Consider the following 23,045-nt stretch of genomic DNA (forward strand, 5'->3'; position numbering starts at 1 on the left):
ACTTAATCACCCCACGACTATAACGCGCACCCTACTGTTCTCGTTAAGAAGGACAAGCGCGTCTCCCCTAAGGTATCTAATGAACCCCGTTGTGAATATTTCTTTTACGATTTCGGCGTTTTCTGGCTCGTAGAATATGAACAGCACGACGCCCTTAGGGGTCTTGCCAGGGATGAGTACCACTGCTTTGTCCGTTGGGACGGTGACGTTGCCCACCGTGACGGTTCCGTTCTCAAAGTGGAATCTTAGGTAGGGGTTGTACTCCCTTATGCTGTATTCTCCAAAGTTCGCCATCACTATATAGCTCTCTTCGCCGATGGTTGTGGAGTTGGCCTCGATAAATCCTCCTGCGAAGAGGTCGTTCAGCGTGGTGACTATCTCACTCACGCTCTCATTGTCTATTCCAGGCGTTATGATGTGGAAGATGTCCTCGTTGAGGGCTCTCTCAACGTCGTAGAGGTCGACTGGCGGTATGTACTGGAAGCGCGAGAGGTAGAGTATCGCGCTAGCTATCCCTATGGTATTGTTTTCTATCAACCCGCTGTCGCGGGCGTCCATGACAAAGTTAAGGGTTTCATTGGTGTAGTTGTAGCCGTACTTGAGGAGCAGATCTGTGGTTCTAACAGTAAGCTCAACACTTGGCGTTCCTGGATATTCCCTGTTCTTTTCCCATATGTAGTATACCTTCCAGTAGGGCCATCCACCATTGACTCTCTGCTCGATGAGCCACTCGATGTGTGGTTGAAGCTCTTCCCGCGTGGCTATTCCATCGAGGGCCTCGAGGACAGTGATGGTGGTGAGGACATCTGGCTTGAGCATATATGAGAAGTACCTTGTGGTAACGTACGTTCCCCATCCGCCGTCCGTTATGCTCAGGAGCCAGTCCTTGGCCTTCTGAATTAGCGGGTCGTCGGGGCTCACGCCGAGATCGCGAAGGGCCTTGATGGCCAGTGCCGTTTCGTAAGGCTGAGGACCGAGAATGGTGTTGCCCCAGAGGCCGTAGTCGAGCTGGGAGCCCTTTATGAGCTCTATCGCTTGCTCCTTCTCCTCATCTGTGAGGGTGTTGTACATCAAGAGAGTCTCAAGGGCGTAATAGTATCCGACTGACATCCTGCCGTTCTGCTTCATCCAAACCGCATCCTTCTGGAAGGCATCCCTCGCCCACGCTACGGCCCTGTCTATTGACTCCTTCTCCGGATAGCAGGCTTCTATAGCTTTGAGGGCGTAGTAGGTGGCCTTCTCGTCGGAGGGTGAGTTCAGAGTCAGACCCCATCCTCCATCGGGATTCTGCATATTCTTCAGGGCTTGGCAGGGCATCTCGTATGGGTTTTTAATCTCGCTTGGAGGAAGTACCTCAAAGGACGTGGAGAGCGCCATCAGAGCAAAGGATGTTGTCGCTATGAGCTCAGTGGAAGAGAACAGATTTGGAGTGTTCATCCAATAAACGAGGTCGTTGGATGTTTTGCTGTAAGATTCGAGTTTTGTGAGTATTCTCGCGGTGTCAAAATCGAGTGGTGTGTAGAGAACTAGGACATAGGTGAGCATTGCCCTCTCTTTCATAGTTATCTCGCCGTTGAGTAGGACATCCTTGACCTCGTCTATGGTCTCTTTGTCGACGGGATAGCCTGTGCTGTGGTATGCGATGAGCTTAAGGGCTAGGGCTTCGTAATCGGAGATCTCGCAGGAGGCGTTTTCGAGATATTTAATCGCATCGCGGACGGTTTGGCTGTTGTAGGTGTATCCGCTTTCACCAAGGGCCCAGATTGCTACCACCGTTGGGTAACATGAGGTAGGTGTCTCTGGAACATAGCCCCATCCGTTTTGGTTTTTCGCCAAAATCAGGTATGAAATTCCCCTTTCAATGGCGGATCTTACCTTGAGTCTCTCCTCCGTTCCCAGATATGGGTAAGCCTTCTTCAATGCTATAACAGCATAGGCGGTATCGAGAACGTTGCTTGTCTCACCCGGGTAAAAGCCCCAACCGCCGTCGGGATTCTGGTTGGTGAGGAGCGTTTCTACTAAGGATTCTATGTTGGGATTGATAATAACACCCGATGTTAAATCATCAACTGCCCCTGATAACGCCATCAATGCAAGGCTTATTTCCCTCGTCTGCTTTGTAGAGTTGGCTGCATCCCTGAGGAACCTTACAGAACCATCTATCGTGCTCGCGCTGATGACTGGAATCAGCATGAGAACTACCAGTATCAGAGCTAGAACCTTCTTCATTATCTTACCCCCCTAAGTTCATTCTAAGCGGCAAAAATAAATAAACCTTTTCCATAAAAAGGGAGAGAAAGCTCAGTGCTTTATGAAGCGTTCCGTTTTATCCACATCATCGCGCATTATCAGAACGACACGGCTTGGCTCATACTCGTCCTCGATGTGATAGCCCGGAAGGTGCCTGACGAGCTCTTCGGCGAAGGCCCTAATTTCCTCATGGCGCGGCATGTTGTTGATCGTCAGCCTATTGCGTGAGAAGCCGACGAACATGTATGCCTTGGCCTCAACGAACATAGGCTTGGCTTTCATTATGAACTTTGCGTAGCCCTCTGGATTGTGCATGTTCTCGCCCTTGACGAGCGTGAGTCTTATCACCGTCCTCGTCGGCAGGCCGTTCATGAGCTCGAGCGTTCTAAGGATTTTCTCCCAGCCGTCGGGACTCATTGGGACATTGACGCGGTTGTAGGTCTCTATGTCTGGAGCGGTGAGCGAGACGTAGAGCTGGGTCGGGAGCTTGTCCTCTTTAATCATTTCTTCGAGTCTCTCCGGAACCGTTCCGTTGGTGACGATGAAAGTGGTGAATCCCCTCTTGTGGAACTCCTCAACGAGGTCGCCCATGTACGGATAGAGCATGGGCTCACCTGAGAGGCTTATGGCTGCGTGCTTTGGATTCCATGCCTCCTCGAACTTCTTCATATTTATTCCCGGCATGCCCTTGTAGCCGACCAAAAGCTTCCTCTGGGCCTTTATGCTCTCCTCGACTATAAACACTGGATCGTCCCATGGCTTAGGCAGTTCGACGTTGAGGAACCCCTCCATTGGGCGCCAGCAGAATATACAATTGTGGGTGCACCAGGCAAGGACTGGGGTCATCTGGAGGCAGCGGTGAGCGTGGATGCCATAGAACTTCTGCTTGTAGCAGAATCTGTCATGCTTTATACTCTCTTTTAACCAGTGGCAGAGCTTCACTCCGCTGTGATTGCCCACCAGAGCGTAATGTTGCTTCTTGAAGAGTCTCGCGATTTCTTCGGGCATGTTTGGATTGGACTTCACAACTATTGCCATTAGTCTCACCTAATTCGAGTTCAGGGATGTTTTTAAAAACCTGTTGGAAACATAACTGTCCCATATTTTATCGTCGAAAAATACTTCGACGATTGAGAAAGGTTTAAAAGCGGAAGTTCGAGGCTACTTTTATGTTTGAGCGGATAAAACCGATCCCAATGCTCAAAAAGGAGGAGTTCGAGATCTTTCCTACGGGAGAACCAGAGGTCAAGAACAAGCCGAAGGTTAAGTTCCTGTTTGAAGTTAAACGTCACCATTTGGCTTAATCCTCAAGCAGGGCGTTTATTAGGACTATGTCCTCAAAGAAGACATGATTCTTAGCGGCTATTTCTCCCTTTAGACCCACTTCTTTCAGCCTCTTGAGAGTCTCTTTTATTCCTGTTATGGAGCTCTGAACTATTTGAATGATTCCCCCGGGCTTCAGATAATCTACAACCTCATCTATGAACCTGTCGAGGACTTCCCTTCCGGTTTCTCCCCCCACCAGTGCTAGGTCTATAGGCTCCTTGGGTTCGCCGGGCAGATACGGCGCGTTGAAGGTGATGACGTCAAACTCCCCATCAACCCCCCCGAAGAGGTTGCTCTGGATGAACTCAACGTTTTCAATGCCGTTGAGCCTCGCATTTTCCCTTGCCAGCTTAATGGAGAGGGGATTTACGTCAACGCCGAGGACGTACTCTGCCTTTCTCGCCATCAGAAGTGCTATTATGCCCGTTCCGGTGCCCATATCGAGGGCAACGTCGCCATGTTTAACCGCCAAGTTCTCGGCTAAGAGAAACGTATCCTCCGCTGGCTCGTAGACTTGCGGATGGAGTTTGAGCTTTAGTCCTTTGTAATATATCATCATGAAAGTAGATATCTTCAGAACCTTTTTGTGTTTAACCCTGTGTCTTTTTGGTTTTTTGGGATATTTTTTGAATATCTTTCGAACATTTTGAAAATATTCTTATGTTTTGTATACTTGCCAATGTATTGTCATGTAGAAATGCCACATGACAGAACTTTCTTACATTTGATGACGATTTGTCATATGTAACCTACGAAAGACTTAAGTATGTGTGCCTTTATGTATAAGTGCACAAAATGGTACTGGGGTGTTGTTGAAGGAACAGGAAAGTAACTATAGGTAGTTTAATGGCCTTGTTGCTTCTGGCAGCAATCTTTGCCGTCCCCGCTGTCGCTGAGAAGCCAGAGACTATCAGGGTTGTCGCACACATAGACGTGGGCCACTTCAAGGCCGACGCCGTCAATGGAATCGGGGGTAAAATCGTCTACGAGTTCAAGCTGATCGATGCCGTTGTCATTGATATCCCAGCTAATGCCGTCGGCAAGCTGATTAATCTCGACGGTGTTACCAAGGTTGAATACGACCACATGGCTCAGGTTTACAGGGGCGGTCCTCCGTGGCTCATCAGCCAGCCGACCCAGCCTGCTCAGACGGTTCCGTGGGGAATTGAGCGTGTTCAGGCTCCAACCGTCTGGAGCATAACCGACGGCTCCAGCAACGGCGTCATTGAAGTTGCAGTTCTCGACACTGGAGCTGACTGGGACCACCCTGACATTGCCGCCAACATTGTTTGGGGAATTAGCACCAGTGGTGGTGTTGTTAGCACGGACCCTGCTGACTGGTACGACGGAAACGGACACGGAACCCACGTTATAGGAACTATAGCGGCCCTTAACAACGACATTGGTGTCGTCGGAGTTGCTCCGAACGTTGAGATCTACGCCATCAAGGTCCTTGACGACAGGGGAAGCGGAACCTACACTGACATAGCCATTGGTATAGAGCAGGCTGTTCTCGGTCCGGACGGAGTCCTCGACGCTGACGGAGATGGAATAGTCGTTGGCGACCCGGATGACGACGCTGCTGAGGTCATAAGCATGTCTCTCGGCGGTCCGAGCGATGACCAGTACCTCCACGACATGATAATCCAGGCCTACAACTACGGCGTTGTCATAGTTGCCGCCAGCGGCAACGAGGCCGCTGACCAGCCGAGCTACCCGGCCATCTACCCGGAGGTCATCGCCGTTGGTGCCACCGACTCAACCGACGCCATAGCTTACTTCAGCAACCTCCAGCCTGAGGTCAGCGCTCCGGGTGTTGACATCCTCAGCACCTATCCGGACGACACCTACGAGAGCCTCAGCGGAACCAGCATGGCCACTCCGCACGTCAGTGGTGTTGTTGCCCTCATCCAGGCTGCCTACTACAACAAGTACGGCAAGGTTCTCCCGGTTGGAACCTTTGACGACATGAGTACCAGCACTGTCAGAGGAATCCTGCATAGCACTGCTGATGATCTCGGTGAAGCTGGTTGGGACATATACTACGGTTATGGAATAGTAAGGGCCGACTTGGCAGTTCAGGCGGCCATCGGCTGATTTCTCTTTTTTATTTCTCTGTTTTGATAGCCTGAGCAAGGTTTTCTTAACTGGAACAGGAGCTTTAGTTGTTTTCAGGAAACGTTCAAGGGATTAGAGAGAAAAAGAAATCACTTCCTCTTCCACTCGGTGTAACCGCAGCGGCCGCAGCTCCAGCGGTCCTTGTGCTCGGCCATAAAGACACCCGGACCGCAGCGCGGGCAGAACTTGTTCTTCCTCTTGACCTTACCGTCCTGAACCTCGTAGAGCTTCCACTTCTGTCCCATTTTCATTCCTCCTTGGTTATTATTCCGTCCCTAATGAGAATGTACTCGGGCTCGATATAGAGCATCCTCTCCTTGCTCTCGTAGGCCTTGGCATAGCCCTTGCTGGCCCTGCTACCGAAGTAGGATCTAATGTACTGAACAACGGTGGTCTCGGGGTTGAGGTCGAGCATGGCAACGAGCTTGCCCTTGACGTCCTTCCTCGAGGGGGTCGGCTCACCCTCGTGGATGATGTCGAAGTATATCTCCTTTCTTCCGAGGAGCTTGTTCTCCTTTATCTCGGTAACCTTAATCTCCATCTCGAACCACCTCCATCTTGGACATGAGCTTCCCGCACTTGAGCTTACATTCAGGAGTTACCTTTATAAGCACTACTCCCTCGTTGGGCTGGCCATAGAGCACCACTGAGCCCTCGGGGGCGTAGAGCACCGCTGGAATCGCCGCGAGGTCTTCCTCTCCGCACACCTTTATGTAAACCCTACGGCCCCTTTCGGCCAGTCCAAACCCCTTTCTGATTGCGTTTAATAAAGCTTTCGTTATTGTTCCGGGGGGATTTTGCACTGTCATTATAACGGCTTCGTTCTCGATCTCGGGACTGTACTCCCGTCTTTTTGTCTTGTGGTCGTATATGGCCAAATTTGGCTTTATCCCGAGCTTGAGGACATTCTCTGTGACGACGTCACCGACTGTAACGACATGCCTGGCCTTTTCAAGCTCGCCCCGTATCTTCAAGTAGGGTTCAGGAATCTCCCCTCGGATAAGCCTTCCGAGGGGCTCCTTCAGCACTTTTCGGAGCTCGGGAGTTAATTTGAAGTAGGGCATCATCTGACCCTTATCGCGTACTTTCCTGGAACCTTAACGCCCAGCTTTTGGGCTATCCTCGACTTCTCCGGCTCGGTAATGATGACGAGGTCGAACCATTCATCACTCAGGTCCCTGCCGCCGCAGACGGGGCAGCGGTCTTCCGTGGTGATGAAGTGGCAGTGCCTGCAGGCGCGCTCCTTCATGCCTCGCCCTCCTTGCGCTTCTCCTTCTCAATCCACTCGAACTTTCCAAGACCTGGCTGCCTCATCGTCAGGCCGATCTTGTTCTCCCTTATGACCCTGCTCTTGATGCTCACCGCGATAATCCTTGCCCTAACCTCGTCTCCAAGCTTAAGGGTTCTCTTGGTTTCTTTACCGAGGAACTGCTTGTTCTTCTCGTCAAAGACGACGTAGTCGTCCATGAGCTGTGAGATGTGAACGAGACCGTCCATTGGGCCTATCCTTATGAAGGCACCGTAGGGAGCAACGTCGATGACCTCGCCCTCAACCACCTCATGCATCTCCGGCTTCCAGACGAGGACGTTGAAAATCACGTCGTGGTAGGTCGCTCCGTCTCCAGGGACGACGACGCCTTGGCTTATCTCCTCAACGTCCATAACGGCTAAGATGACTCCCTCATCCCTGTCGTAGATTCCCTCATATGTCTCTCTCAAAACTATCTTTGCGGCTTCCTTTGGGTCTATGGTGAACATCTTGGGTGGAATCCTCACGACGTCCTTAATCTTCAGGAGCTTGTACATGCCTTTACCTCCTCTCTCAAAATAAAATGGGAAAATCAGTCCTTCTTGCCGAACTTCTCCTTGTAGAGCTCGATGGCACGGAGGATTTCTTTCTTAGCTTCTTCTGCATTGCCCCAGCCCTCTATCTTGGTGACCTTGCCCTGGAGCTCCTTATACCTCTGGAAGAAGTGGGCTATCTCGTCGAGGAAGGCCTTTGGGATGTCGTCGATGTCCTTCCAGTCGTCGAAGTACGGGTCCTCAACGGGAACGGCCAGAACCTTCCAGTCCTTGTCACCGCTGTCCTCCATCTTCATTATGCCTATTGGCCTAGCCTCGACGATGGTGAACGGGTAAACGGGCTCGCGCATGATGACCATTATATCAAAGGGATCTTCATCCTCGTACCAGGTCTGTGGAATTATTCCGTAGTCGATCGGATAGAAGAACGGGCTGTAGAGGACTCTGTCGAGCTTGAGAAGGCCGGTCTTTTTGTCTATCTCGTACTTGTTCCTGCTCCCCTTTGGAATCTCTATGAGAGCGTAAACAACCTCGGGAACCTCCGGTCCTGGCTCCAGATCATGGAACGGGTTCATCACTACCACCTCTTACCACTTGTAGAACTTCTAGGTTAGGCTTTCAGATAGGGCTTTTAAAGTTGTTGGTTGTGAAACGGGGAAAATAGTAAAGGGAAAAAGAAAAGGGAGTCAGTTGTCCTTCTTCTCTTCGGGCAGGGGTTTCCTGTACTCATAGGAGATGTCGCCCTCGATTATGGCGTAGACTTCTTCGCCCTCTATGTAGTGCGGTATTGGCTTGTCCAGCAGCTCAAAAGTCGTTTCTATGTCCTTTGGAGTCCTTAGAACGACCTTTTTCTGAACCTCTCCAGGGGCGCCCTTCACGATGTACGGCCTCATCTTCTTTATCTTGTCGTAGGGTGTCCTGGCAGTGTATACATATCCCAGAAGTGGCATGAGTATCAGCAATGCTAGGGCTGTGGTGACGGTCTTTGCTGTTCCAACATCACTCGTTATTCCCAAAACGCTGGCGCTTACTTCCTCCTTCACTGTCTCGGTGAGAGTCTTCTTTGTCGTCTTTGTTGGGTTCGTGAAGTAGTAAAGCTCCGCGGTTGAGTCCTTAATAAGCTCTATCTCATGGCTGAAGCTCTCGTGTATCTCCTTCCCATACGCCACTCCCACACCAATTACCGTAGCGGTTATTGTTACCCTCCTTTTGAGCCTTTTGACTCAAGGTCGTTGGCTATCTGAGTGCTCATGTCGTCCAGTTCTTCCATGTCCAGTACGTAATTAACGGTGAACCCCCATCCTGGAGCTGGCCTTTCTCGTCAAAGAGGGTTTCTTCCCATAGAACGACTTCTTCGTTCCCTTTGTTCACGTAGTATTCAACAGTTCCAGTAACATGGTATGTCCCATCCGTCAAGACGGGATTGGATTTGTAGGTATAAGTCAACAGGAATCTGTTAACAAGTGATATGGGGTAGTTGTCCATGGTGACGAGGTACCCGTAGAGGGTGTTAGGGTTCAAAAATGCTGCGTGATTGAGTGTTCCTTCCCCTGTATAGGTTCCAAGGATTTCGCTGCTGACCACATAGTGGTGAGCGCTCATGAGCTTTACTGAGTAAAATCCAAAAATGAGGAACAGCACTAGGAATGCTCCCAGCACCTCCTTCCTCATAACAAATCCTAATGTTTTTTCCTTTTTCATCTTTCATAATCTCCTATCAAGCTGTCTTAAAAAATGGCCTCCCCTTGGGCGGAATGCCCCTCCTCCGAATCGCAGCAGCACGAGTGAACCACGAGGACGTCTATGGAGTCTCCCCACATCCATTCGCATTCCTCGACCCATGGTGAGCTAACGAGCTCAACCGTCATCTCGTGGCAATGGTGGACGGATATACCATCCGTGTGCTCGTGCAGGGTTAGGTAGACGGTTTCCCAAACTTCGAGATGGACGCTCCAGGTTACGAGTGTCCGTCCATTGGGCATTGGAGTCAGCGTTACGCTGCCGTCCGTCGGTGTAAAGTCTTCCACAGTGAAGTGACTCCCCACGTACTGTTTGATCACCACGTCCTTCTCTGCTCCAGTGTTGACAACCGTCAGCTGGGTGTAGAAGTCGCCCGGTGTGTCCGACTCTATCGTCTGATATGTAGGACTGAGCAGTTCGTTCATAACGTAGAGCTGACAGTCGTTCTCTCCGTCGCACTCCGCCGTGACTGTTATTCCATCACTCGTGATGTCGTAGCCTTTCAGTTCGGCCCTCTCATTTGGTATATAATCTCCACAGGAGGTGAATTCTTGAATGCCTGGGGGTTGAGTTTGGTGTAGATAGTAACGTCGAGGTAATCACTTCCATCGGCTTCCACCTCCACATTCGAGTAGATGTGGGGGGAGGCACCGTGCTGAATGACGTAGTAGCTTCTGTGCTCGGCGAGATGCTCTTTATTTCAAATTCTCCTGGTATAACGTCTTTTATGGTTAGATCCCGTGTCTCTCCAGGGCTTGTCACCGTGATGCGGAACGTCCACTCCTCATAGGTGTGAGTGGGTACTACTAAATCCCCGCTCAGGAGCTCCTTCTCTATCGTCGGCCGCCGGTAATGATGAGTTTTATAGGACAGGTCGATATGACTGCGTCTCCGCCTTCCCAGCGGGCGTACATCGTAACTGGAATAATGTATTCGCCGGATTCAACCTCACCGACGGTTACGTGGTCGCTGAAGGTATATTCCTCGCCTGAGGCTATCATCTTCTCGACGCCGTCTTCCTTTTCTACGAACATGTCAACATCGTTTGGAAGGTTGGAATAGTCCGGCTGGAGCCATATCCAGGCGTCTTTCATCTCGTTCAGGTAGTTCCTGACGGTCAGCGCGTCAAAGTCTGTTTCACTGTTCGCTGCGACTTCCACTATGGCTGCGTAATCGTCCTCACACAGAAATCCAATGTACTCCTTTTCATGGGGTACGACCGCGACCTTAACTTCTCTCGATGCTTTCGAAGCTTACAAAAGTTCCACTGGAGCCCACGAGAATCAGCGATGCCAGTGCAAACGTTATGGTTATTGAGAATAGTCCTTTCCTAAACACCTTCGCTATTCCTCTTTTAGCAAAATTCCTTCTCCTCCTGATTCCAATTATCTCCTCGTTTCTGATCCCTGAAACCATGTACAGCACTCCTAGGAATATTGAAACCTCGATAAGCATCGCAAAGAGCGGCACTATCGGGTGGATGCTGTGGAGTTCCTCTATCACCGATGCAGGCAGGAGTGGTAAATAGGCGTTTATCTGAACTTTCGTTGAGTATAGGGACGTTGTTTGGGGCTCTTTTACTCTCACTGTTATCTCAGTTTCTTCTCCAGCACCAGCCGGAATTCTCTACCAGAGATATCTACTACCGGGCCTTTGCTGAAACGTAGTAGAACATCGAATAGAAGTTGTTGTTCTTAATCGTCAGTTCACGCTGGAACTCATCGCCGGGCAGGTACCAGCCTTCCCTCATCCTGCCTGCTGAGGTAACCGCGTAGTCTATGGGAATGAGCGCCCATGAGACGAAAGTTGAAACGGCTATCATGATGAGCAGGAACGCAGAGACCAGAAGGTAAGCGGTCGTGAACTTTATCGTAAAAAACTTCTTTTCTTTGCCTTTTTTGAAGTCCCACTACTGGTGAACGCGAGAACACCGATAATAACGAGCAGACCGCCAATCAGCATCCTGCTCTTTTCCGTGAGACCTGTTTCAAGGTACCCTCACCTTTGGGATGGTCAGGACTTTTTCGCTGGCTGTTACAACAGTTCCTCCTATCTTGTCCTGCGTTACAGAGGGAATGTTGCAGCTCTGCTGGTCAGTTGCAATGTTGTTGTCCCCTTTTGTGATATATTCTTCGTCAGTAATGGCGACTACTCTGTGAACCGTCCATATGTCCCCCTCTGAAAGATTATTATGTCCTCAACGTTGGGGTTTCTGTCAAATGGGTTAATGAAAAAGACGTCTTCCCTGCATATGGTGGGCGTCATGCTGTCTGAGTTAAGCGTAAGACATAAAAACGGGCCTGTCAAGGAGGGCTCCCAAGATGAAACATATAACTATGATGCCGATGGAAGAGAGAAGAAGGTATTCGATGAGAATCTTCATCCGCAGCTTTCTCCCCAGGCCTCAATGGTTATTTCATCAGTGTAGTCCCCAAGGGTGAGGCCATTGGTGTCTATCCTCATATCCCCCACCCATGCTCTCGTTGGCCAGTAGAATCGCCTCAATCACCTGACTCCAGCTTCCGTCAAAACTATCGGTGAAGAAGCCTATCTTGGCGGAATCCGAGCTTATTCTCACACATATCTTGTAGTAGCTCGTCTCGCTTTGGTTGTTTTCGATCAGAAATGCATCCTCGAAAATGTACACACTATCACTGCCTAAACCATCTCCCCCATTCTTGGTGGAACGGGCTTTGGGCGCTTATCTCGACTCTTAGGACCCTGTCACTCGAATGGGGATATAGAGGAAGTGGGCTTTTTATTGAGACGTTGTCTCTATCGGGGTCGCGTAAACGACGGTTATGGGCTCTGATGGATACACGCTCCTGAGCCCTGTGAGCAATAGAATGATATTCCAATACCGACGAAAATCTTTGTACTCGTTCTCACTCTTTCTTCCCCCTAAAAAAATGTTTTAAAAGGAGCAAAGGCTCCAGAAAGAAACCTTACATTCACGACATGTATCCACTGCAGACTCCAGCCTCTTCGTAGAGCTGTATCTGGCCATCAATAGTGTCGCCATCTACATGCCGGTGCTGTCGATGATCATTCCGATCTTGACAACCTCGCCCGGCATGATGGTCACGTCAAGGGTGGTTGCACCTGCCTGACGTAGTCTCCCTCAAAGAAGAGAATTCCACCACTGCCGCTGTAGGTTATGCGCGTGCATATGGAGGTACCCTCCCAGAGGTCGTTGCTGATCCCAAAGACTTCCTCGAAGACGTAGGTGCTGTTCGGGCTTACACCCTCACCAGGGTTACTATTCCCGTTTCCGTTGTGGCTGCTGAGATCAATCACGAGTTGTCCCCCGTTTGTGATGTATGCGTAGGGCTGGACAGGGGTCAGGTCGATGAGCTCTTCATCGTCGGCTACTACTGCGATATGTGCGCTCCTAGTGGCCTCAAAGTCTCCGAAGGTCGCGCTCGTGCCTAAAGCAAAGGCCGCCGCGATCATAAGCCCCAGCATACCAAGGGCCAAAATTTTCTTCATGGCTTTTCCTCTAGATGTTCAAAGGTCGTGCTCCGAGATATAGACTGAGCACTTATTCTATTATTGGGGCCTTCATGTATATAGTAAATTCCGAGTTACTGCATGGTAATCCCACGTTACCGCCCAAAAGAGCAGCCTTTGGGACAGGAAAGTGTTCTTCACCCATAATAATTAAAACAGCTTTTTCATCTTCCTGTGGTGCACGATGCTTATACCAAGGTACACCAGTGCTGCAAAAAGCAGGGGAATGCTTCCCAGATACCAGCCCAGTATCGTGAATATTATTGAGGTGCCCATATAAAAGGTGCTCCAGCTTATGTCGTCCTTTTTAACGACTTCCATGTAGAGGGTCACGTCCTCTGGAATCCTCAGAAGTATGACAACACCATGGTTGAAAGTGACCACACCTTCCCTTTCAAGCTTGGGGATATAGGTTTGCATCAGGCTGACGTAGACGCTTTTTTATTCTTCCGATTGGTGTCCCCTTTTCTTGGCTATTTACTCAACGAGCTCCCTGAGTTCGGCCTTGCCCTCACATCTCTGTAGGAACTCTATCAGGAGCATCCTCCTGTCGTTCCTCAGTATCATCGTTGCAGTACCCATAGTATCACCGTAGGCGATAATGATTCCGCTTGTTTCCGTTGGTGTAAAATGCCTCTACCTTTTTTGGTCTATCATATTCCCGAGCGTTCTTTCAACTTTCTGCCTCGTGCAGCATATTCCTCTCTCATTCAGGAATCTCGTCCCTCAGGAGGTTTGCAATCTCTCCCTTAAGGTTTATTACAGTGTTCACGTCCTCACCCCCTTGACTTGTTCAACTTCCAAAAGTCGGATAGCATTCATGATAAAGCCCCTTCATGACGTGATACATTGTGAGGTATAACATGAGGTTCGAGATTAGAACACGGAAGATGATAAAAGGATGGGGTTCGAGGTCTGGAGCCCAGTTAGATGGTAGCCCCGCGGGGATTCGAACCCCGGTCGCGGGATCCAGAGTCCCGCATGCTTGGCCGCTACACCACGGGGCTGTGCCCGTTGATAGGTTCAGGTATTGATTTATAAATTTTATCCTCTTCCCTGGAATTTCATACTCCTAGTGGGGCTTATGCAAAATTTATATTTTTCTCTACTTCAATGGTAACTAGTGAGAGCAATGGACTTTGCCCTCTTCATGGAAAGGTACGGCTACCGAATTTTGGTGTTGGTTTTTGGCGCCGCTATACTCGGAATCATGCTCGCGCCCTTTGTGATGACTTTCTGGGCCTTCAGCAGCGGCATTGCGGCCGCAGTTATCGCGGTGATAGTGCTCGCAATAGGCATTGCATTGATGGTCGTCCCGAAGTTCTGGAATTTTGCTGACAAGATGAGACAGACCCACGTCATTAAAGACTGGAACGAGGAAAAGTAGCGCCAAACTTTTCTAGTGAAAAGGTTGATCAAAGAGCGAACTTCCATCTAAATAGGCTATTGAGTTTGCATGTCTTTCAAGATTGTAAGTTCAAAGTGGGTTTGACTCAAAAAACAAGCAATCCAAATGGTTTCACTTTCCTCTTAACGCCTTTCGGACGTTATATTCGCAGTGAAACACTGTAAAACTGGCAATTGAGGGAGTAAACCCATTTAAGAACCAGCCATTTTAGAATTGACATGCGAACCTTAATCAAACTTCGCGAAGGCGAAGCAACCTTTGCCTTGCAAAGGTTGATCAAAAGAATCCTTTTCATTGAACGGTAGAAATGAAAGCGTGCACTTTTGAATTGTGCTTTTAGTGTGGTTTATCTTCGAAAACAGTCTGTTACCTGGGTTCATGTTTTCCTGGCGTCCGTTGGACGCCTTGAGGAGAGTGAAACCATTGCAATTGATAATTGGAGAATAAACCACTTGGAATGCGAGCACTTCAGAATTGCACGCACCTTTCCGTCAACGCTTTGCGCAAGCAGAGGGTTGTTATGGTGGGGCCGCCGAGATTTGAACTCGGGTCCCCGGCTCCCGAAGCCGGAAGGATAGGCCAAGCTACCCCACGGCCCCATGCCCGCTGATAAGGGGACTCGCAGGACTTATAAAGTTTACGGAGTAGTCTAGTGTACATGGTGGAGGAGTGGAGAACATGAAGGTCTCGGTGATAGTACCAACGTACAACGAGCGCGACAACCTTGAGGAGCTCTTCGAGAGAATAAGCAAGGCCATTGCTTATTACGATTATGAAATCATCGTTGTTGACGACGATTCCCCTGACAAAACCTGGGAATTCGCCCAGAAGCTCGCCGAAAAGTATTCAGTTAAGGTTATCCGCCGGACGAAGGAGAAGGGTCTCTCCTCAGCTGTCATCCGCGGCTTCAAGGAGGCGAGCGCCGACGTCTTCGTCGTAATGGACGCCGACCTGCAGCACCCGCCGGAGGTGATTCCCCTGCTGCTGGAGGCAATCGAGAACGGCGCGGACATAGCCATAGCCTCCCGCTACGTTAGGGGAGGGGGCGTCAGGAACTGGTACTGGTACAGGAAGCTGATCTCCAAGGGGGCTATAATGATCGGCCGTATTGCCCTGCCGAAAATAAGGGACGTTAAGGATCCCGTGAGCGGCTTCTTCGCCCTCAGAAAGGAAGTCGTCGAAAACGCCCAGCTTAATCCCATTGGCTTCAAGATACTTATGGAGATACTTATCAAGGGCAGATACCAGCGCGTCGAAGAGGTTCCATTTATCTTTGGCCTCAGACACGCCGGCGAGAGCAAGCTCGGTGGAAAGACGATACTCAATTACCTCAAGCACGTTTACAGGCTCATGAAGTGGGAGGGCGAGCTTGACAGGCTGGTGAAGTTCACGCTCGTTGGCCTCTCAGGGGTACTCGTTAACCAGGGCTTTCTCTGGTTCTTCGTCGAAAAGCTCGGCTGGGACAAGATACTCGCTAACATTCCTGCCATGGAGCTGGCAATACTCAACAACTTTACTTGGAACGACCTCTGGACTTTCAGAGACCTGAAAAGCAGGCCCCTTTATCAGCGCCTCCTGAGCTTCCATCTTGCTGCTCTAACTGGTGCAATCGTTCAGTGGATCATCTACGCTACCCTCATCTTCTTTGGAATGAACTACCTCCTTGCCAACCTGGTCGGCATCGCCGTCTCGTTCATAGTCCGCTTCCTCGTGAACAGGCACGTCACCTGGGGTTAGTTGGCTTTTTCATTTCCCTGCCGGAGACCAACCTTAAATATCCAGAGGGTTATTTCCTCTGGGGATAGACATGATGCGCTTTTTGAAGGAGGCAGAGGTTTTTGATTCGGCCAACGTTCTCCACTACATAGCCGAGATAAGTCAGTTCCACAGGATACAGGGCTCGAAGGAGCTCCCTGAGGCAGTTAAGTTTATCGGGGAGGAGCTCAGAATCTGGGGGATTAACTCTCAGCTCTTCGAGGAGTTCTACGATGGGAAGACCCGCTATCTGACGTTGAAGTCTCCTATAGCGTGGGATTTAGTACATGGAAAGGTCGAGCTCCGTGGAAAGGTTCTCACGACTTCGATGAGCCCGCTGGTGGTGATGGCCCACTCCCCGAGCGGGAAAGCTGAAGGTGAAGTCGTCCACATAGCCAAGGACGAGGACTGGGAGAAGGCTGAAGGGAGAGTAGTCATGGTTGGGAGGAACTGGAGGGACGCCTATAGAAGGGCCAACGAGGTAAAGGCAAAGGCGTTCATCGCCTACAGGGAAGGAACGGGGGACGCAATTCCCTACATCGGCCTTTTCCTCACTAAGGATGAACTTGAATGGGCAAGGATTCCAGCCGTTGCAGTTCCAGAGAGCCTCTCGAAGGCGGTCATAGGCAAGCTGAACTCGGGGGAGACTGTTAAAGCGAAAATAGAGGTCGAGACCCAGATAAACGAGCGTCAGGTTCTCCCAATCCTCTACGCCGAGATAGGAAAGCCTCCTTTCATACTCTTCACAGCCCATATCTGCCACCCCAAGCCCGGGGCCAACGACAACGCCAGCGGAAGCGCGATGCTCATAGAGCTCGCGAGGGTTCTGAACGGCCTCTACAACAACTCCTTCCGCTTTGGTTTTGCCTTCCTTTGGATACCCGAGTACTACGGAACCCAGGCCTTCATCGAGAAGTACGCCGAGCTCGACAAGTACTATGCTGTTATAAACCTCGACATGGTCGCCGGGAGCGAGGACAGGGCCGGTTCGACGGTGATGCTCGTTAGAACTCCTGTGTCAAGGTTCTCGGTGGTCTCAGGGGTTATTGAATATTTCCTCGAAAAGGCAAACGGAGCCGGAAAAAGCTTTTCGGGAAGCCCGATGCCGAGGCTCAAGCTTAAGTCTTATCCCTACGAGATGGGCAGCGACCACGACGTCTTCAACTTCTTTGGTATTCCCTCGGTAATGTCCATAACGTGGCCTGACCGCTTCTATCACTCCAGTGAGGATACCATCGATAAGGTGAGCAAGGCAACCATCGAGCTGATTGGTAAGGCTGTTCTGGCGACTGCCCTGGCACTGGCAAAGGCAGAAAAGGACGAACTCCAGCGCTTCGCCAGGGGCTACGCCATGAAGTATCTGGGTGAACTCGGGCGAGAGAGGGACACCGAAACGGTTGAGAGGCTCGTCATGATGGGCCTCGCGAGGGACTCGCGCTTCCTCGAAATCCAGAGCGGCCACCACTTTGAGAGAAGGCCATGGCTTAAGTGGGTTAGGAAAGGTATCATTTCGGCGACTTTCATCCGTGAAATTGACGAGAAGGCCTATGAGGAGTTTAAAGTGCTGACGGAGGATAGAAAAGTTCTCGCCCACCTTCACGAGCTCTTAATGCTGGGTGAGCTTCTACCGAAGGACGAAGCCTTTAAAGCCCTTGAGGAGGAGTTTGGCAAGGTGGATGTGGAGAAGCTCGAGAGGCTCGTGGAGATCCTGAAAAAAACAGGAATTGTGGGGCTCCTCTAACCCCCCCGGCTAGAAGAGCCATTTAATTCTTTCTCCAGCTCGTTTATCCTCTTTACAAGGTTTTCCTTAATGTTTCCGAGGACTTCACTCGGTGAGACCGCGGTGTAGACGTAGCCGAGCCATCCCTGCTCGATGAGCCTCCTTTTTAGAATTCCTCTTCTATACAGCTTCAGGACGTGCTCCCTGACCGAGCGTTCGCTTATTCCGAGCTCCCTCTGTATTTCAGTTATTCTCATTGGCTCCCTTTTCTCAAGCAGGAGGCGGTATATTCTCAGTTCCGTCTTCTTGATACCCATTGAGCGCAGCAGTGCCTCGAGCTTCTCATAGACGTCGCTCATCTCCCCCACCTGATGTACTCTCATCTTACCTATGAAAAGTTGTTTTCATACTCATTAATAAAGTTTGTCCTACTGGAAGGAAACTTCGCCTATGTAGAGTCCGTCGGGTAAAAAAGCCTTTCCCTTCTTTGCATTTCTCAAGAAGGGGACTATCTTAATACCTTCCCTCGCGTCAAAGCCCTCTAGGTATGGATTTACAGAGGGCAGGATTAGGAACTTCTCCACCCTCAAGAAACATTTGGTTTTTCTGAGGACTCTACCCCCCTTGATGCCACAAGCGGGATGTATGTGGCCGAGGTAGGCCTCAACGAACTCCACCTCTGGCAGGTTTGTGTGCCCGTGGAGTAAAAGGAGGCCGTCAATGACGAGGTGGTCAACGACATTGATGTTTGGAAACTTCCTGGCAACTTCTTCTATGCGCCCGTCGTGATTGCCTTTGGTTATTACAGTTGGAACCTCTCTCAGCTCGGAAAAGAACCCAATCAACAGGCGCTTCATCGTGAAACTAAGTCCAATGGGCTCTTTGACATCTCCCAGGAGTATCAGCAGGTCAGGGTCTCTCTCCTTTATGAACTCGGCGAGCCTCTCTTCGAAGTGAGTCCTTATTCTCAACCCGCGGGAAAGCTCAAACCCCATGTGTGCATCGGCCAGGAGGAGGGTCTTCCCCATTGAGGTTTTAAGCTCGAGTGAAAGCCTCTCGAAGGCATCGAAAAAGTCCATAGCACCACCAAAAAGCAAATCGATAGAAAAGGAGAGGAGGGTTATCAGATGAGTCCGCGTTCCTTTCTCCTCTGCCTCTTGAGGCGCCTGATCCTCTTCTTAATCCACTTCCACCTCATCCTTCCTTTCTTCTTCCACTTCCTGGGTCTCCTCTTCATGAGCATCACCCCTGAGCTTTAACTCCACCCTTAGCTCCAGCGGCTCCTTTTTAAGCTTTTCCGTGGGGAAAGGTTAGCTCCCTTTGGACGGTCGAAAAGATGCACCAACGCTCTAACCTGCCCGAAAAGCCGATAGAGGATGGGTTCTTGTTTTCCAATTTTTCCAGAATGTGTGGGGCTTTTATATTTTATCTGTAGCCTGTTATTGGTCTTTAGGCTGAATGCGTTGTCAACTATATAGCAATTGTCTATATTGATCTTGTAAGATGGAGTAGATTAAATATGACTGTTTTCAAGTTTGAAACACTTCTCCATTAACCTTATCTACTTCTCCGGATAAAATCCCACGGTGGTGGTATGAGGGTCGCCTATGTCCAGATGGAGCCGAAGCTTTTGGAACCTGAGAAAAACTACTCCAAAGCGGAGAGGCTTATAAAAGAGGCCGCCAAGGAAGGGGCGAAGCTGGTGGTCCTCCCTGAGCTCTTCGACACCGGCTACAACTTTGAGAGCAGGGACGAGGTGGAGAGCGTCGCCGGCCAGATTCCGGACGGAGAAACCACTGAGTTTCTTGTTGAGCTTTCCAGGGATCTTGAGGTCTTCATCGTCGCGGGAACTGCAGAGAAAGATGAGAAAGGAAGGCTCTACAATTCCGCAGTAATAGTTGGCCCGATAGGCTGGGGCTATATCGGGAAGTACCACAAGGTTCACCTCTTCTACCGCGAGAAGCTCTTCTTCGAGTCCGGAAACCTCGGCTTCCACGTTTTCAATATCGGCATCGTAAAGGTCGGAGTTATGATATGCTTTGACTGGTTCTTCCCAGAATCGGCAAGAACGCTCGCTCTGAAGGGAGCGGAGATAATAGCCCACCCGAGCAACCTCGTTATGCCTTATGCGCCGAGGGCCATGCCAATCAGGGCCTTGGAGAATCGCGTTTACACTATAACCGCTAATCGCATAGGCGAGGAGCGGGGCCTTAGGTTCATAGGCAAGAGCACAATAGCCTCACCGAAGGCCGAAGTTTTGGCGGTAGGAAGTGGGGATAGGGAAGAGATTGGTGTCGTCGAGATTGACCTGAACCTCACCAGGGACAAGAGGCTCAATGAGCTCAACGACATATTCAAGGACAGGCGGCCCGAGTTTTATTTTGTATGAGCCGATGTCTTTCAGCTTTCATTTGTTTTACCTTGCTTTGTCGGTCGGGTGATGCAGGCCTCTGGCAGATGTTGTAGTAATGACACTTGTAACGATAGTATCCTAGGGAGTAAGCAATTGGTCTTGACGGATTTTTCATTAAAGCCGTTGTTCTTTTTGTAATTCACAATGGGCATAGAAGAACTTGGAGAAACAGCATAAAAGACTGTGGATTGCACAGCTTTTTGGCGATTGTGCTATTTTTCGAAAGAGTTTTAAAAAATAAGGCCTTAAATGAAAGCTGGTGCTGAAAATGAGGAGACTAATCCTCCCTGAAGTGTTGCTTGTGATTGCAGTGGTGGTTGGTTTTGTTGCACAGGCGGCACTCCTGCCGGCCAACTACGTTTATGAGAAAAGCTATGTTTGTCCCAATCACATCCAGGCCGAATTCATTCCAGCCAACACCTCCGTCACTGGGTACATCAGGGCAGAACATCCATTTTCGGCTTACGTGATTATCTCGGATTCTGGCTATTTTGGGGAGTTTGATCCTTCGAGTGCTGTGATGATGTGGGAGAATGTAACTGCAGTAGAGCTTGACTTCCAGGCTCCTGGGGAGGATTGTTACCTCGTCATAAAGAACGGAAATACAAGTCAGATAGTGGAGATAGAATTTAAAGCGGAGCACTGAGGCATTTAGGATAAATCAAGTCAAAAAGCGCTGAATACTTCCCTGGCGATATTCCTCCTCGGCCTTCTGAAGTAGAGCAGGTGGGAAACACCGTTGATCCCATGTTCGTTTATTGTGATGAGCTTCCATTCCCTGAAGAAAACGCTCCCGATGGCCAGCTGCGACGCAACGTCCCAGAGCCTGTACCCATCTTCGGTAATCTTCTCGAAGCCCGGTAGCTTGTAGTATGTCCTCCTGAAGTGCCCCTCTTGAGGTTGTAGCCTTCGTGAACTGAGACTATGGTGTGGTCCTCCGTTTTAGATTCGACGAGGAAGTCTTTGTAACCTATATTGTATAGGATTCCGTAAACCCTGTCCGTTTCTTTTATGACGAAAATTCCATCTTCGTTCAGGCTCAGGGTAACGTTTGCGAATATTCTTACGGCATCGAAGGGGTCGAAGTGTGGCATTGTGAGTCCCCAGAGTAAGGCCAGGCCGTGCTCTCCTACGAGCTTTGAAACTTCCCTCACATATCCAGTGATGAGCTTAAGCTCTAGACTTATCCCCGCTATCTCGAGCCACTTCCTGGCCTTCTTAAGGTCCTCATTCCTTGCGTCCAGAACCGTCAGCAGGGGAGCATTAGTGGCTTTGGCAGTGGCCGCTCCGGCAATTCCCGTACCGGCGCAGAAGTCGAGCACTCTAGGCTCTTCCGGCAGGAGTTCCTCCATGAATTCAAAGACCTTTGCTATCCCCTAGAACCTCTCCACGGCTCTTTCGTCATCGGGCTACGTTCTCCAACGAAGGTAGCGGTAGAGCTCCTCGAGGAACATGATATCACCACAGCCAATAATACATGAAGTTATTTAAATCCGTTGAAAGCCTGAAGAGTTAAAGCCTTTGAGAGCTGACTACTCATACCCTTCCTCCTCAGCTCTCAGCAGGGAGCGGAACATTTCAATGAACATAAGGGGGATTAATATCAGGGCAAAGAGAACCCCAACCTCTGTTCCGGCTTCAAAAAAGGTTAGCACTCCAGACATAACGCAGAGGAACGTCAGAAATGTCATGAACTCAGCACTGGCCTTTGCCAGCTTATCTGTGAAATTCGGTGAAATCTGGAGGATGAGCGGTTTTCCTGAGAAGACGTCATGAAGAGCATGAATAACATTATCAGAAGCAGTTCCCAGGGAGCTTTACCAAGAAGGGGGTGATAAGCTGTTATCATGATTGTCTGGGCGTAAAGGTACTGTTCTTATATCGGGCAGTTCTATAATCTTTTTAGGCTTTTCTAGGGCTTTTTCACTGAGTTCCTCCTTCTCGTAGGCTTCCTTCGCGAGCAAGTAGGCAACCCCCGAGATTACCGCGATTCCAAGGAGAAAAACGACTATCGGCCAGGTAGTGCTTAGGAAAGGGCTTATGACTATTATCGCGACCCCAAAAAGGGTTAGGGCCACCCGCCGAAGGCGTTGGCCTTTCCCCCGGCTTCCCGCCAGAGGAAGGTGTAGCCGATGCGGAAGCATATTACATAGTTTGGTTCGTTTCTGTAGTGATATGTGAGCAGGCCGCCTAGGAAGAGACTGTAGAGGAATCTAAGGAGCGGATAGGGCTCCATTGCATCACTTCGCCGAGAGAAGCCTGCAAATTTCAAAGAGCATCCCCGCCAGCACCGGGAAAGCGGCGTAGCTGACGTATATCCCAGGAATCAGGACCACGTTGTAGAGCAGCGCGATAGTATACACGGGTGTTGTGGTCATGTTCAGTACCGTCATGAACTCGGCGAAGCGCTTAGACCTATTGGGCAGAATAAAGAATCCTCTGCTGGTGAAGAGCGGGCTCTTGGCAAAGTACGTCATTGTAAAGAAGAATCCCCACACTAACAGAGGTATGGCGAGAATTCCAGTGACCTTGTCCGCAAAGCCGTCTGGCTGACCGTTCAGGTTGAAGTGTATTGCAACTGTGTCCGGAATTCTCTCCCAGAGAAAAGCGGTGAGGATGAAGTATATGACCAGAACCGCGAGATGGATGGTGAGGTACGGCCTCACGTTGAACTCGGGTATTTGCCTTTCCCGCTCTGGCTTCTCCAGAGCTTCTTGGCTCAAATCTTCAATCTCGTAATTTCTCTTCGCCACATAAGTGCCCGCCCAAATCACGGCGAAGGTTCCAATCAGAAGGGTGATTGTGAAAATGTCCCTTCTGACGTTGAAGAGTATCATAGCCGCAAGGACGAGCGAGAGAAGGAGCATTCCGATTTCAGCCATGGTGTTTCCCTTCTTCCAGGCCTCTTCCGAAAGGTATGTATTGCCCACCCTTAACCCGATGTTGCTGTTAATATTGTTTCGAAAGCAAAGGTCGAAAGGCCTGCAATTAAAACCATCGCC

At 50.0% G+C, this 23,045-nt stretch carries 34 protein-coding genes and 2 tRNA genes; 9 read left to right on the forward strand and 27 right to left on the reverse strand.

The window, feature by feature from the left end:
• Positions 1–6: 6 nt before the first annotated feature.
• Positions 7–2,229, reverse strand: a complete 2,223-nt coding sequence (locus A7C91_RS05540; protein WP_068665653.1) for a prenyltransferase/squalene oxidase repeat-containing protein — start codon at positions 2,227–2,229, stop codon at positions 7–9.
• A 72-nt stretch (positions 2,230–2,301) separates the two neighbouring features.
• A complete protein-coding gene (gene twy1, locus A7C91_RS05545) occupies positions 2,302–3,288 on the reverse strand; it encodes a 4-demethylwyosine synthase TYW1 (RefSeq protein ID WP_068665655.1) in 987 nt (328 codons plus the stop codon).
• Between the two features lie 131 nt (positions 3,289–3,419).
• Between twy1 and A7C91_RS12180 the strand changes: the two genes are divergently transcribed.
• Positions 3,420–3,554, forward strand: a complete 135-nt coding sequence (locus A7C91_RS12180) for a hypothetical protein (protein ID WP_267886212.1) — start codon at positions 3,420–3,422, stop codon at positions 3,552–3,554.
• Here the strand turns inward: A7C91_RS12180 and A7C91_RS05550 are convergent.
• The gene (locus A7C91_RS05550) at positions 3,551–4,135 is read right to left on the reverse strand and encodes a HemK2/MTQ2 family protein methyltransferase (RefSeq protein ID WP_068665657.1); all 585 of its coding nucleotides are present in this window, start codon (positions 4,133–4,135) and stop codon (positions 3,551–3,553) included. The two genes, A7C91_RS12180 and A7C91_RS05550, sit on opposite strands and share 4 nt — an antisense overlap.
• Before the next feature lie 287 nt (positions 4,136–4,422).
• Between A7C91_RS05550 and A7C91_RS05555 the strand changes: the two genes are divergently transcribed.
• A complete protein-coding gene (locus A7C91_RS05555) occupies positions 4,423–5,673 on the forward strand; it encodes a S8 family peptidase (protein ID WP_068665658.1) in 1,251 nt (416 codons plus the stop codon).
• 110 nt (positions 5,674–5,783) lie between these two features.
• On the opposite strand, the gene A7C91_RS05560 is transcribed toward A7C91_RS05555, so the two are convergent.
• From A7C91_RS05560 to A7C91_RS12580, 13 genes are all read right to left on the reverse strand, one after another.
• Entirely contained in the window at positions 5,784–5,939 is a 156-nt protein-coding gene (locus A7C91_RS05560; protein WP_068665659.1) for a 30S ribosomal protein S27ae, read from the reverse strand.
• Positions 5,940–5,941: 2 nt separating this feature from the next.
• Positions 5,942–6,235, reverse strand: coding sequence for a 30S ribosomal protein S24e (locus A7C91_RS05565; RefSeq protein ID WP_068665661.1), 294 nt, complete (start codon positions 6,233–6,235; stop codon positions 5,942–5,944).
• Positions 6,225–6,758 (reverse strand): GTP-dependent dephospho-CoA kinase, encoded by a 534-nt coding sequence (locus tag A7C91_RS05570; RefSeq protein ID WP_082871990.1) that lies wholly within the window; start codon positions 6,756–6,758, stop codon positions 6,225–6,227. Before A7C91_RS05570 ends, A7C91_RS05565 begins: the two co-directional genes overlap by 11 nt.
• Positions 6,758–6,943, reverse strand: a complete 186-nt coding sequence (spt4, locus tag A7C91_RS05575) for a transcription elongation factor subunit Spt4 (RefSeq protein ID WP_068665664.1) — start codon at positions 6,941–6,943, stop codon at positions 6,758–6,760. The genes A7C91_RS05570 and spt4 overlap by 1 nt, the downstream gene beginning before the upstream one ends.
• Positions 6,940–7,500: a DNA-directed RNA polymerase gene (locus tag A7C91_RS05580; RefSeq protein ID WP_068665665.1), complete on the reverse strand. Its 561-nt coding sequence runs from the start codon at positions 7,498–7,500 to the stop codon at positions 6,940–6,942. Before A7C91_RS05580 ends, spt4 begins: the two co-directional genes overlap by 4 nt.
• 35 nt (positions 7,501–7,535) lie before the next feature.
• Positions 7,536–8,072: an inorganic diphosphatase gene (locus tag A7C91_RS05585; RefSeq protein WP_068665667.1), complete on the reverse strand. Its 537-nt coding sequence runs from the start codon at positions 8,070–8,072 to the stop codon at positions 7,536–7,538.
• 111 nt (positions 8,073–8,183) lie between these two features.
• On the reverse strand, positions 8,184–8,666 hold the full coding sequence (locus A7C91_RS11740; RefSeq protein ID WP_234394305.1) for a hypothetical protein: 483 nt from the start codon (positions 8,664–8,666) through the stop codon (positions 8,184–8,186).
• Positions 8,667–8,745: 79 nt separating this feature from the next.
• Positions 8,746–9,168 (reverse strand): hypothetical protein, encoded by a 423-nt coding sequence (locus A7C91_RS11745; protein WP_234394306.1) that lies wholly within the window; start codon positions 9,166–9,168, stop codon positions 8,746–8,748.
• A 56-nt stretch (positions 9,169–9,224) separates the two neighbouring features.
• The gene (locus A7C91_RS05595; RefSeq protein WP_068665669.1) at positions 9,225–9,662 is read right to left on the reverse strand and encodes a hypothetical protein; all 438 of its coding nucleotides are present in this window, start codon (positions 9,660–9,662) and stop codon (positions 9,225–9,227) included.
• 408 nt (positions 9,663–10,070) lie between these two features.
• Positions 10,071–10,397 carry a hypothetical protein gene (locus A7C91_RS05600; RefSeq protein WP_068665671.1) on the reverse strand — a complete coding sequence of 109 codons (327 nt, stop codon included), beginning with the start codon at positions 10,395–10,397 and terminating at the stop codon, positions 10,071–10,073.
• A gap of 67 nt (positions 10,398–10,464) precedes the next feature.
• A complete protein-coding gene (locus A7C91_RS11750) occupies positions 10,465–10,740 on the reverse strand; it encodes a hypothetical protein (RefSeq protein WP_234394307.1) in 276 nt (91 codons plus the stop codon).
• Positions 10,741–10,879: 139 nt separating this feature from the next.
• Positions 10,880–11,059 carry a hypothetical protein gene (locus A7C91_RS11755; RefSeq protein WP_068665673.1) on the reverse strand — a complete coding sequence of 60 codons (180 nt, stop codon included), beginning with the start codon at positions 11,057–11,059 and terminating at the stop codon, positions 10,880–10,882.
• 326 nt (positions 11,060–11,385) lie between these two features.
• Positions 11,386–11,502, reverse strand: a complete 117-nt coding sequence (locus tag A7C91_RS12580) for a S24/S26 family peptidase (RefSeq protein WP_234394308.1) — start codon at positions 11,500–11,502, stop codon at positions 11,386–11,388.
• Here A7C91_RS12580 and A7C91_RS11765 point away from each other — a divergent pair.
• Positions 11,492–11,665, forward strand: a complete 174-nt coding sequence (locus A7C91_RS11765; RefSeq protein WP_234394309.1) for a hypothetical protein — start codon at positions 11,492–11,494, stop codon at positions 11,663–11,665. The two genes, A7C91_RS12580 and A7C91_RS11765, sit on opposite strands and share 11 nt — an antisense overlap.
• Here the strand turns inward: A7C91_RS11765 and A7C91_RS11770 are convergent.
• From A7C91_RS11770 to A7C91_RS05625, 4 genes are all read right to left on the reverse strand, one after another.
• The gene (locus A7C91_RS11770; RefSeq protein WP_234394310.1) at positions 11,657–11,884 is read right to left on the reverse strand and encodes a DUF1102 domain-containing protein; all 228 of its coding nucleotides are present in this window, start codon (positions 11,882–11,884) and stop codon (positions 11,657–11,659) included. The genes A7C91_RS11765 and A7C91_RS11770 overlap by 9 nt on opposite strands.
• A 434-nt stretch (positions 11,885–12,318) precedes the next feature.
• Positions 12,319–12,726: a DUF1102 domain-containing protein gene (locus A7C91_RS05615; protein ID WP_324609462.1), complete on the reverse strand. Its 408-nt coding sequence runs from the start codon at positions 12,724–12,726 to the stop codon at positions 12,319–12,321.
• Between the two features lie 171 nt (positions 12,727–12,897).
• On the reverse strand, positions 12,898–13,131 hold the full coding sequence (locus A7C91_RS11775; protein WP_234394311.1) for a hypothetical protein: 234 nt from the start codon (positions 13,129–13,131) through the stop codon (positions 12,898–12,900).
• A 547-nt stretch (positions 13,132–13,678) separates the two neighbouring features.
• Positions 13,679–13,754, reverse strand: a tRNA-Gln gene (locus A7C91_RS05625).
• Positions 13,755–13,879: 125 nt separating this feature from the next.
• On the opposite strand from A7C91_RS05625, the gene A7C91_RS05630 reads away from it, so the two are divergent.
• A complete protein-coding gene (locus tag A7C91_RS05630) occupies positions 13,880–14,134 on the forward strand; it encodes a hypothetical protein (RefSeq protein WP_068665674.1) in 255 nt (84 codons plus the stop codon).
• A 542-nt stretch (positions 14,135–14,676) separates the two neighbouring features.
• Here the strand turns inward: A7C91_RS05630 and A7C91_RS05635 are convergent.
• Positions 14,677–14,754 (reverse strand) — tRNA-Pro (locus A7C91_RS05635).
• 79 nt (positions 14,755–14,833) lie between these two features.
• Here A7C91_RS05635 and A7C91_RS05640 point away from each other — a divergent pair.
• The gene (locus tag A7C91_RS05640) at positions 14,834–15,892 is read left to right on the forward strand and encodes a glycosyltransferase (RefSeq protein WP_068667406.1); all 1,059 of its coding nucleotides are present in this window, start codon (positions 14,834–14,836) and stop codon (positions 15,890–15,892) included.
• Between the two features lie 70 nt (positions 15,893–15,962).
• Entirely contained in the window at positions 15,963–17,651 is a 1,689-nt protein-coding gene (locus tag A7C91_RS05645) for a DUF4910 domain-containing protein (protein WP_068665675.1), read from the forward strand.
• Here the strand turns inward: A7C91_RS05645 and A7C91_RS05650 are convergent.
• A complete protein-coding gene (locus A7C91_RS05650) occupies positions 17,648–17,989 on the reverse strand; it encodes a transcriptional regulator (protein ID WP_068665677.1) in 342 nt (113 codons plus the stop codon). The genes A7C91_RS05645 and A7C91_RS05650 overlap by 4 nt on opposite strands.
• A gap of 69 nt (positions 17,990–18,058) precedes the next feature.
• On the reverse strand, positions 18,059–18,709 hold the full coding sequence (locus tag A7C91_RS05655) for a metallophosphoesterase (RefSeq protein WP_068665678.1): 651 nt from the start codon (positions 18,707–18,709) through the stop codon (positions 18,059–18,061).
• 515 nt (positions 18,710–19,224) lie between these two features.
• Here A7C91_RS05655 and A7C91_RS05665 point away from each other — a divergent pair.
• Positions 19,225–20,019, forward strand: coding sequence for a nitrilase (locus A7C91_RS05665; protein WP_068665680.1), 795 nt, complete (start codon positions 19,225–19,227; stop codon positions 20,017–20,019).
• 292 nt (positions 20,020–20,311) lie between these two features.
• Complete coding sequence (locus A7C91_RS05670) at positions 20,312–20,689, forward strand: multidrug transporter (RefSeq protein ID WP_068665681.1); 378 nt, start codon at positions 20,312–20,314, stop codon at positions 20,687–20,689.
• A gap of 109 nt (positions 20,690–20,798) precedes the next feature.
• Here A7C91_RS05670 and A7C91_RS05675 read toward each other — a convergent pair whose 3' ends face one another.
• On the reverse strand, positions 20,799–21,395 hold the full coding sequence (locus tag A7C91_RS05675) for a class I SAM-dependent methyltransferase (protein WP_324609463.1): 597 nt from the start codon (positions 21,393–21,395) through the stop codon (positions 20,799–20,801).
• Between the two features lie 229 nt (positions 21,396–21,624).
• On the opposite strand from A7C91_RS05675, the gene A7C91_RS11160 reads away from it, so the two are divergent.
• Positions 21,625–21,819, forward strand: coding sequence for a hypothetical protein (locus A7C91_RS11160; protein WP_199919982.1), 195 nt, complete (start codon positions 21,625–21,627; stop codon positions 21,817–21,819).
• A gap of 41 nt (positions 21,820–21,860) precedes the next feature.
• Here the strand turns inward: A7C91_RS11160 and A7C91_RS05680 are convergent, their stop codons facing one another.
• Genes A7C91_RS05680 through A7C91_RS05685 form a run of 3 tightly spaced genes read right to left on the reverse strand, consistent with a single transcriptional unit; the run spans position 21,861 to position 22,925 of the window.
• The gene (locus tag A7C91_RS05680; protein ID WP_068665682.1) at positions 21,861–22,121 is read right to left on the reverse strand and encodes a hypothetical protein; all 261 of its coding nucleotides are present in this window, start codon (positions 22,119–22,121) and stop codon (positions 21,861–21,863) included.
• The gene (locus tag A7C91_RS11165) at positions 22,112–22,279 is read right to left on the reverse strand and encodes a hypothetical protein (RefSeq protein ID WP_199919983.1); all 168 of its coding nucleotides are present in this window, start codon (positions 22,277–22,279) and stop codon (positions 22,112–22,114) included. Before A7C91_RS11165 ends, A7C91_RS05680 begins: the two co-directional genes overlap by 10 nt.
• A gap of 4 nt (positions 22,280–22,283) precedes the next feature.
• Positions 22,284–22,925, reverse strand: a complete 642-nt coding sequence (locus A7C91_RS05685) for a DUF1648 domain-containing protein (RefSeq protein WP_199919984.1) — start codon at positions 22,923–22,925, stop codon at positions 22,284–22,286.
• Between the last annotated feature and the right edge of the window lie 120 nt (positions 22,926–23,045).

Source organism: Thermococcus piezophilus, from assembly GCF_001647085.1.
GTDB lineage: Archaea > Methanobacteriota_B > Thermococci > Thermococcales > Thermococcaceae > Thermococcus > Thermococcus piezophilus.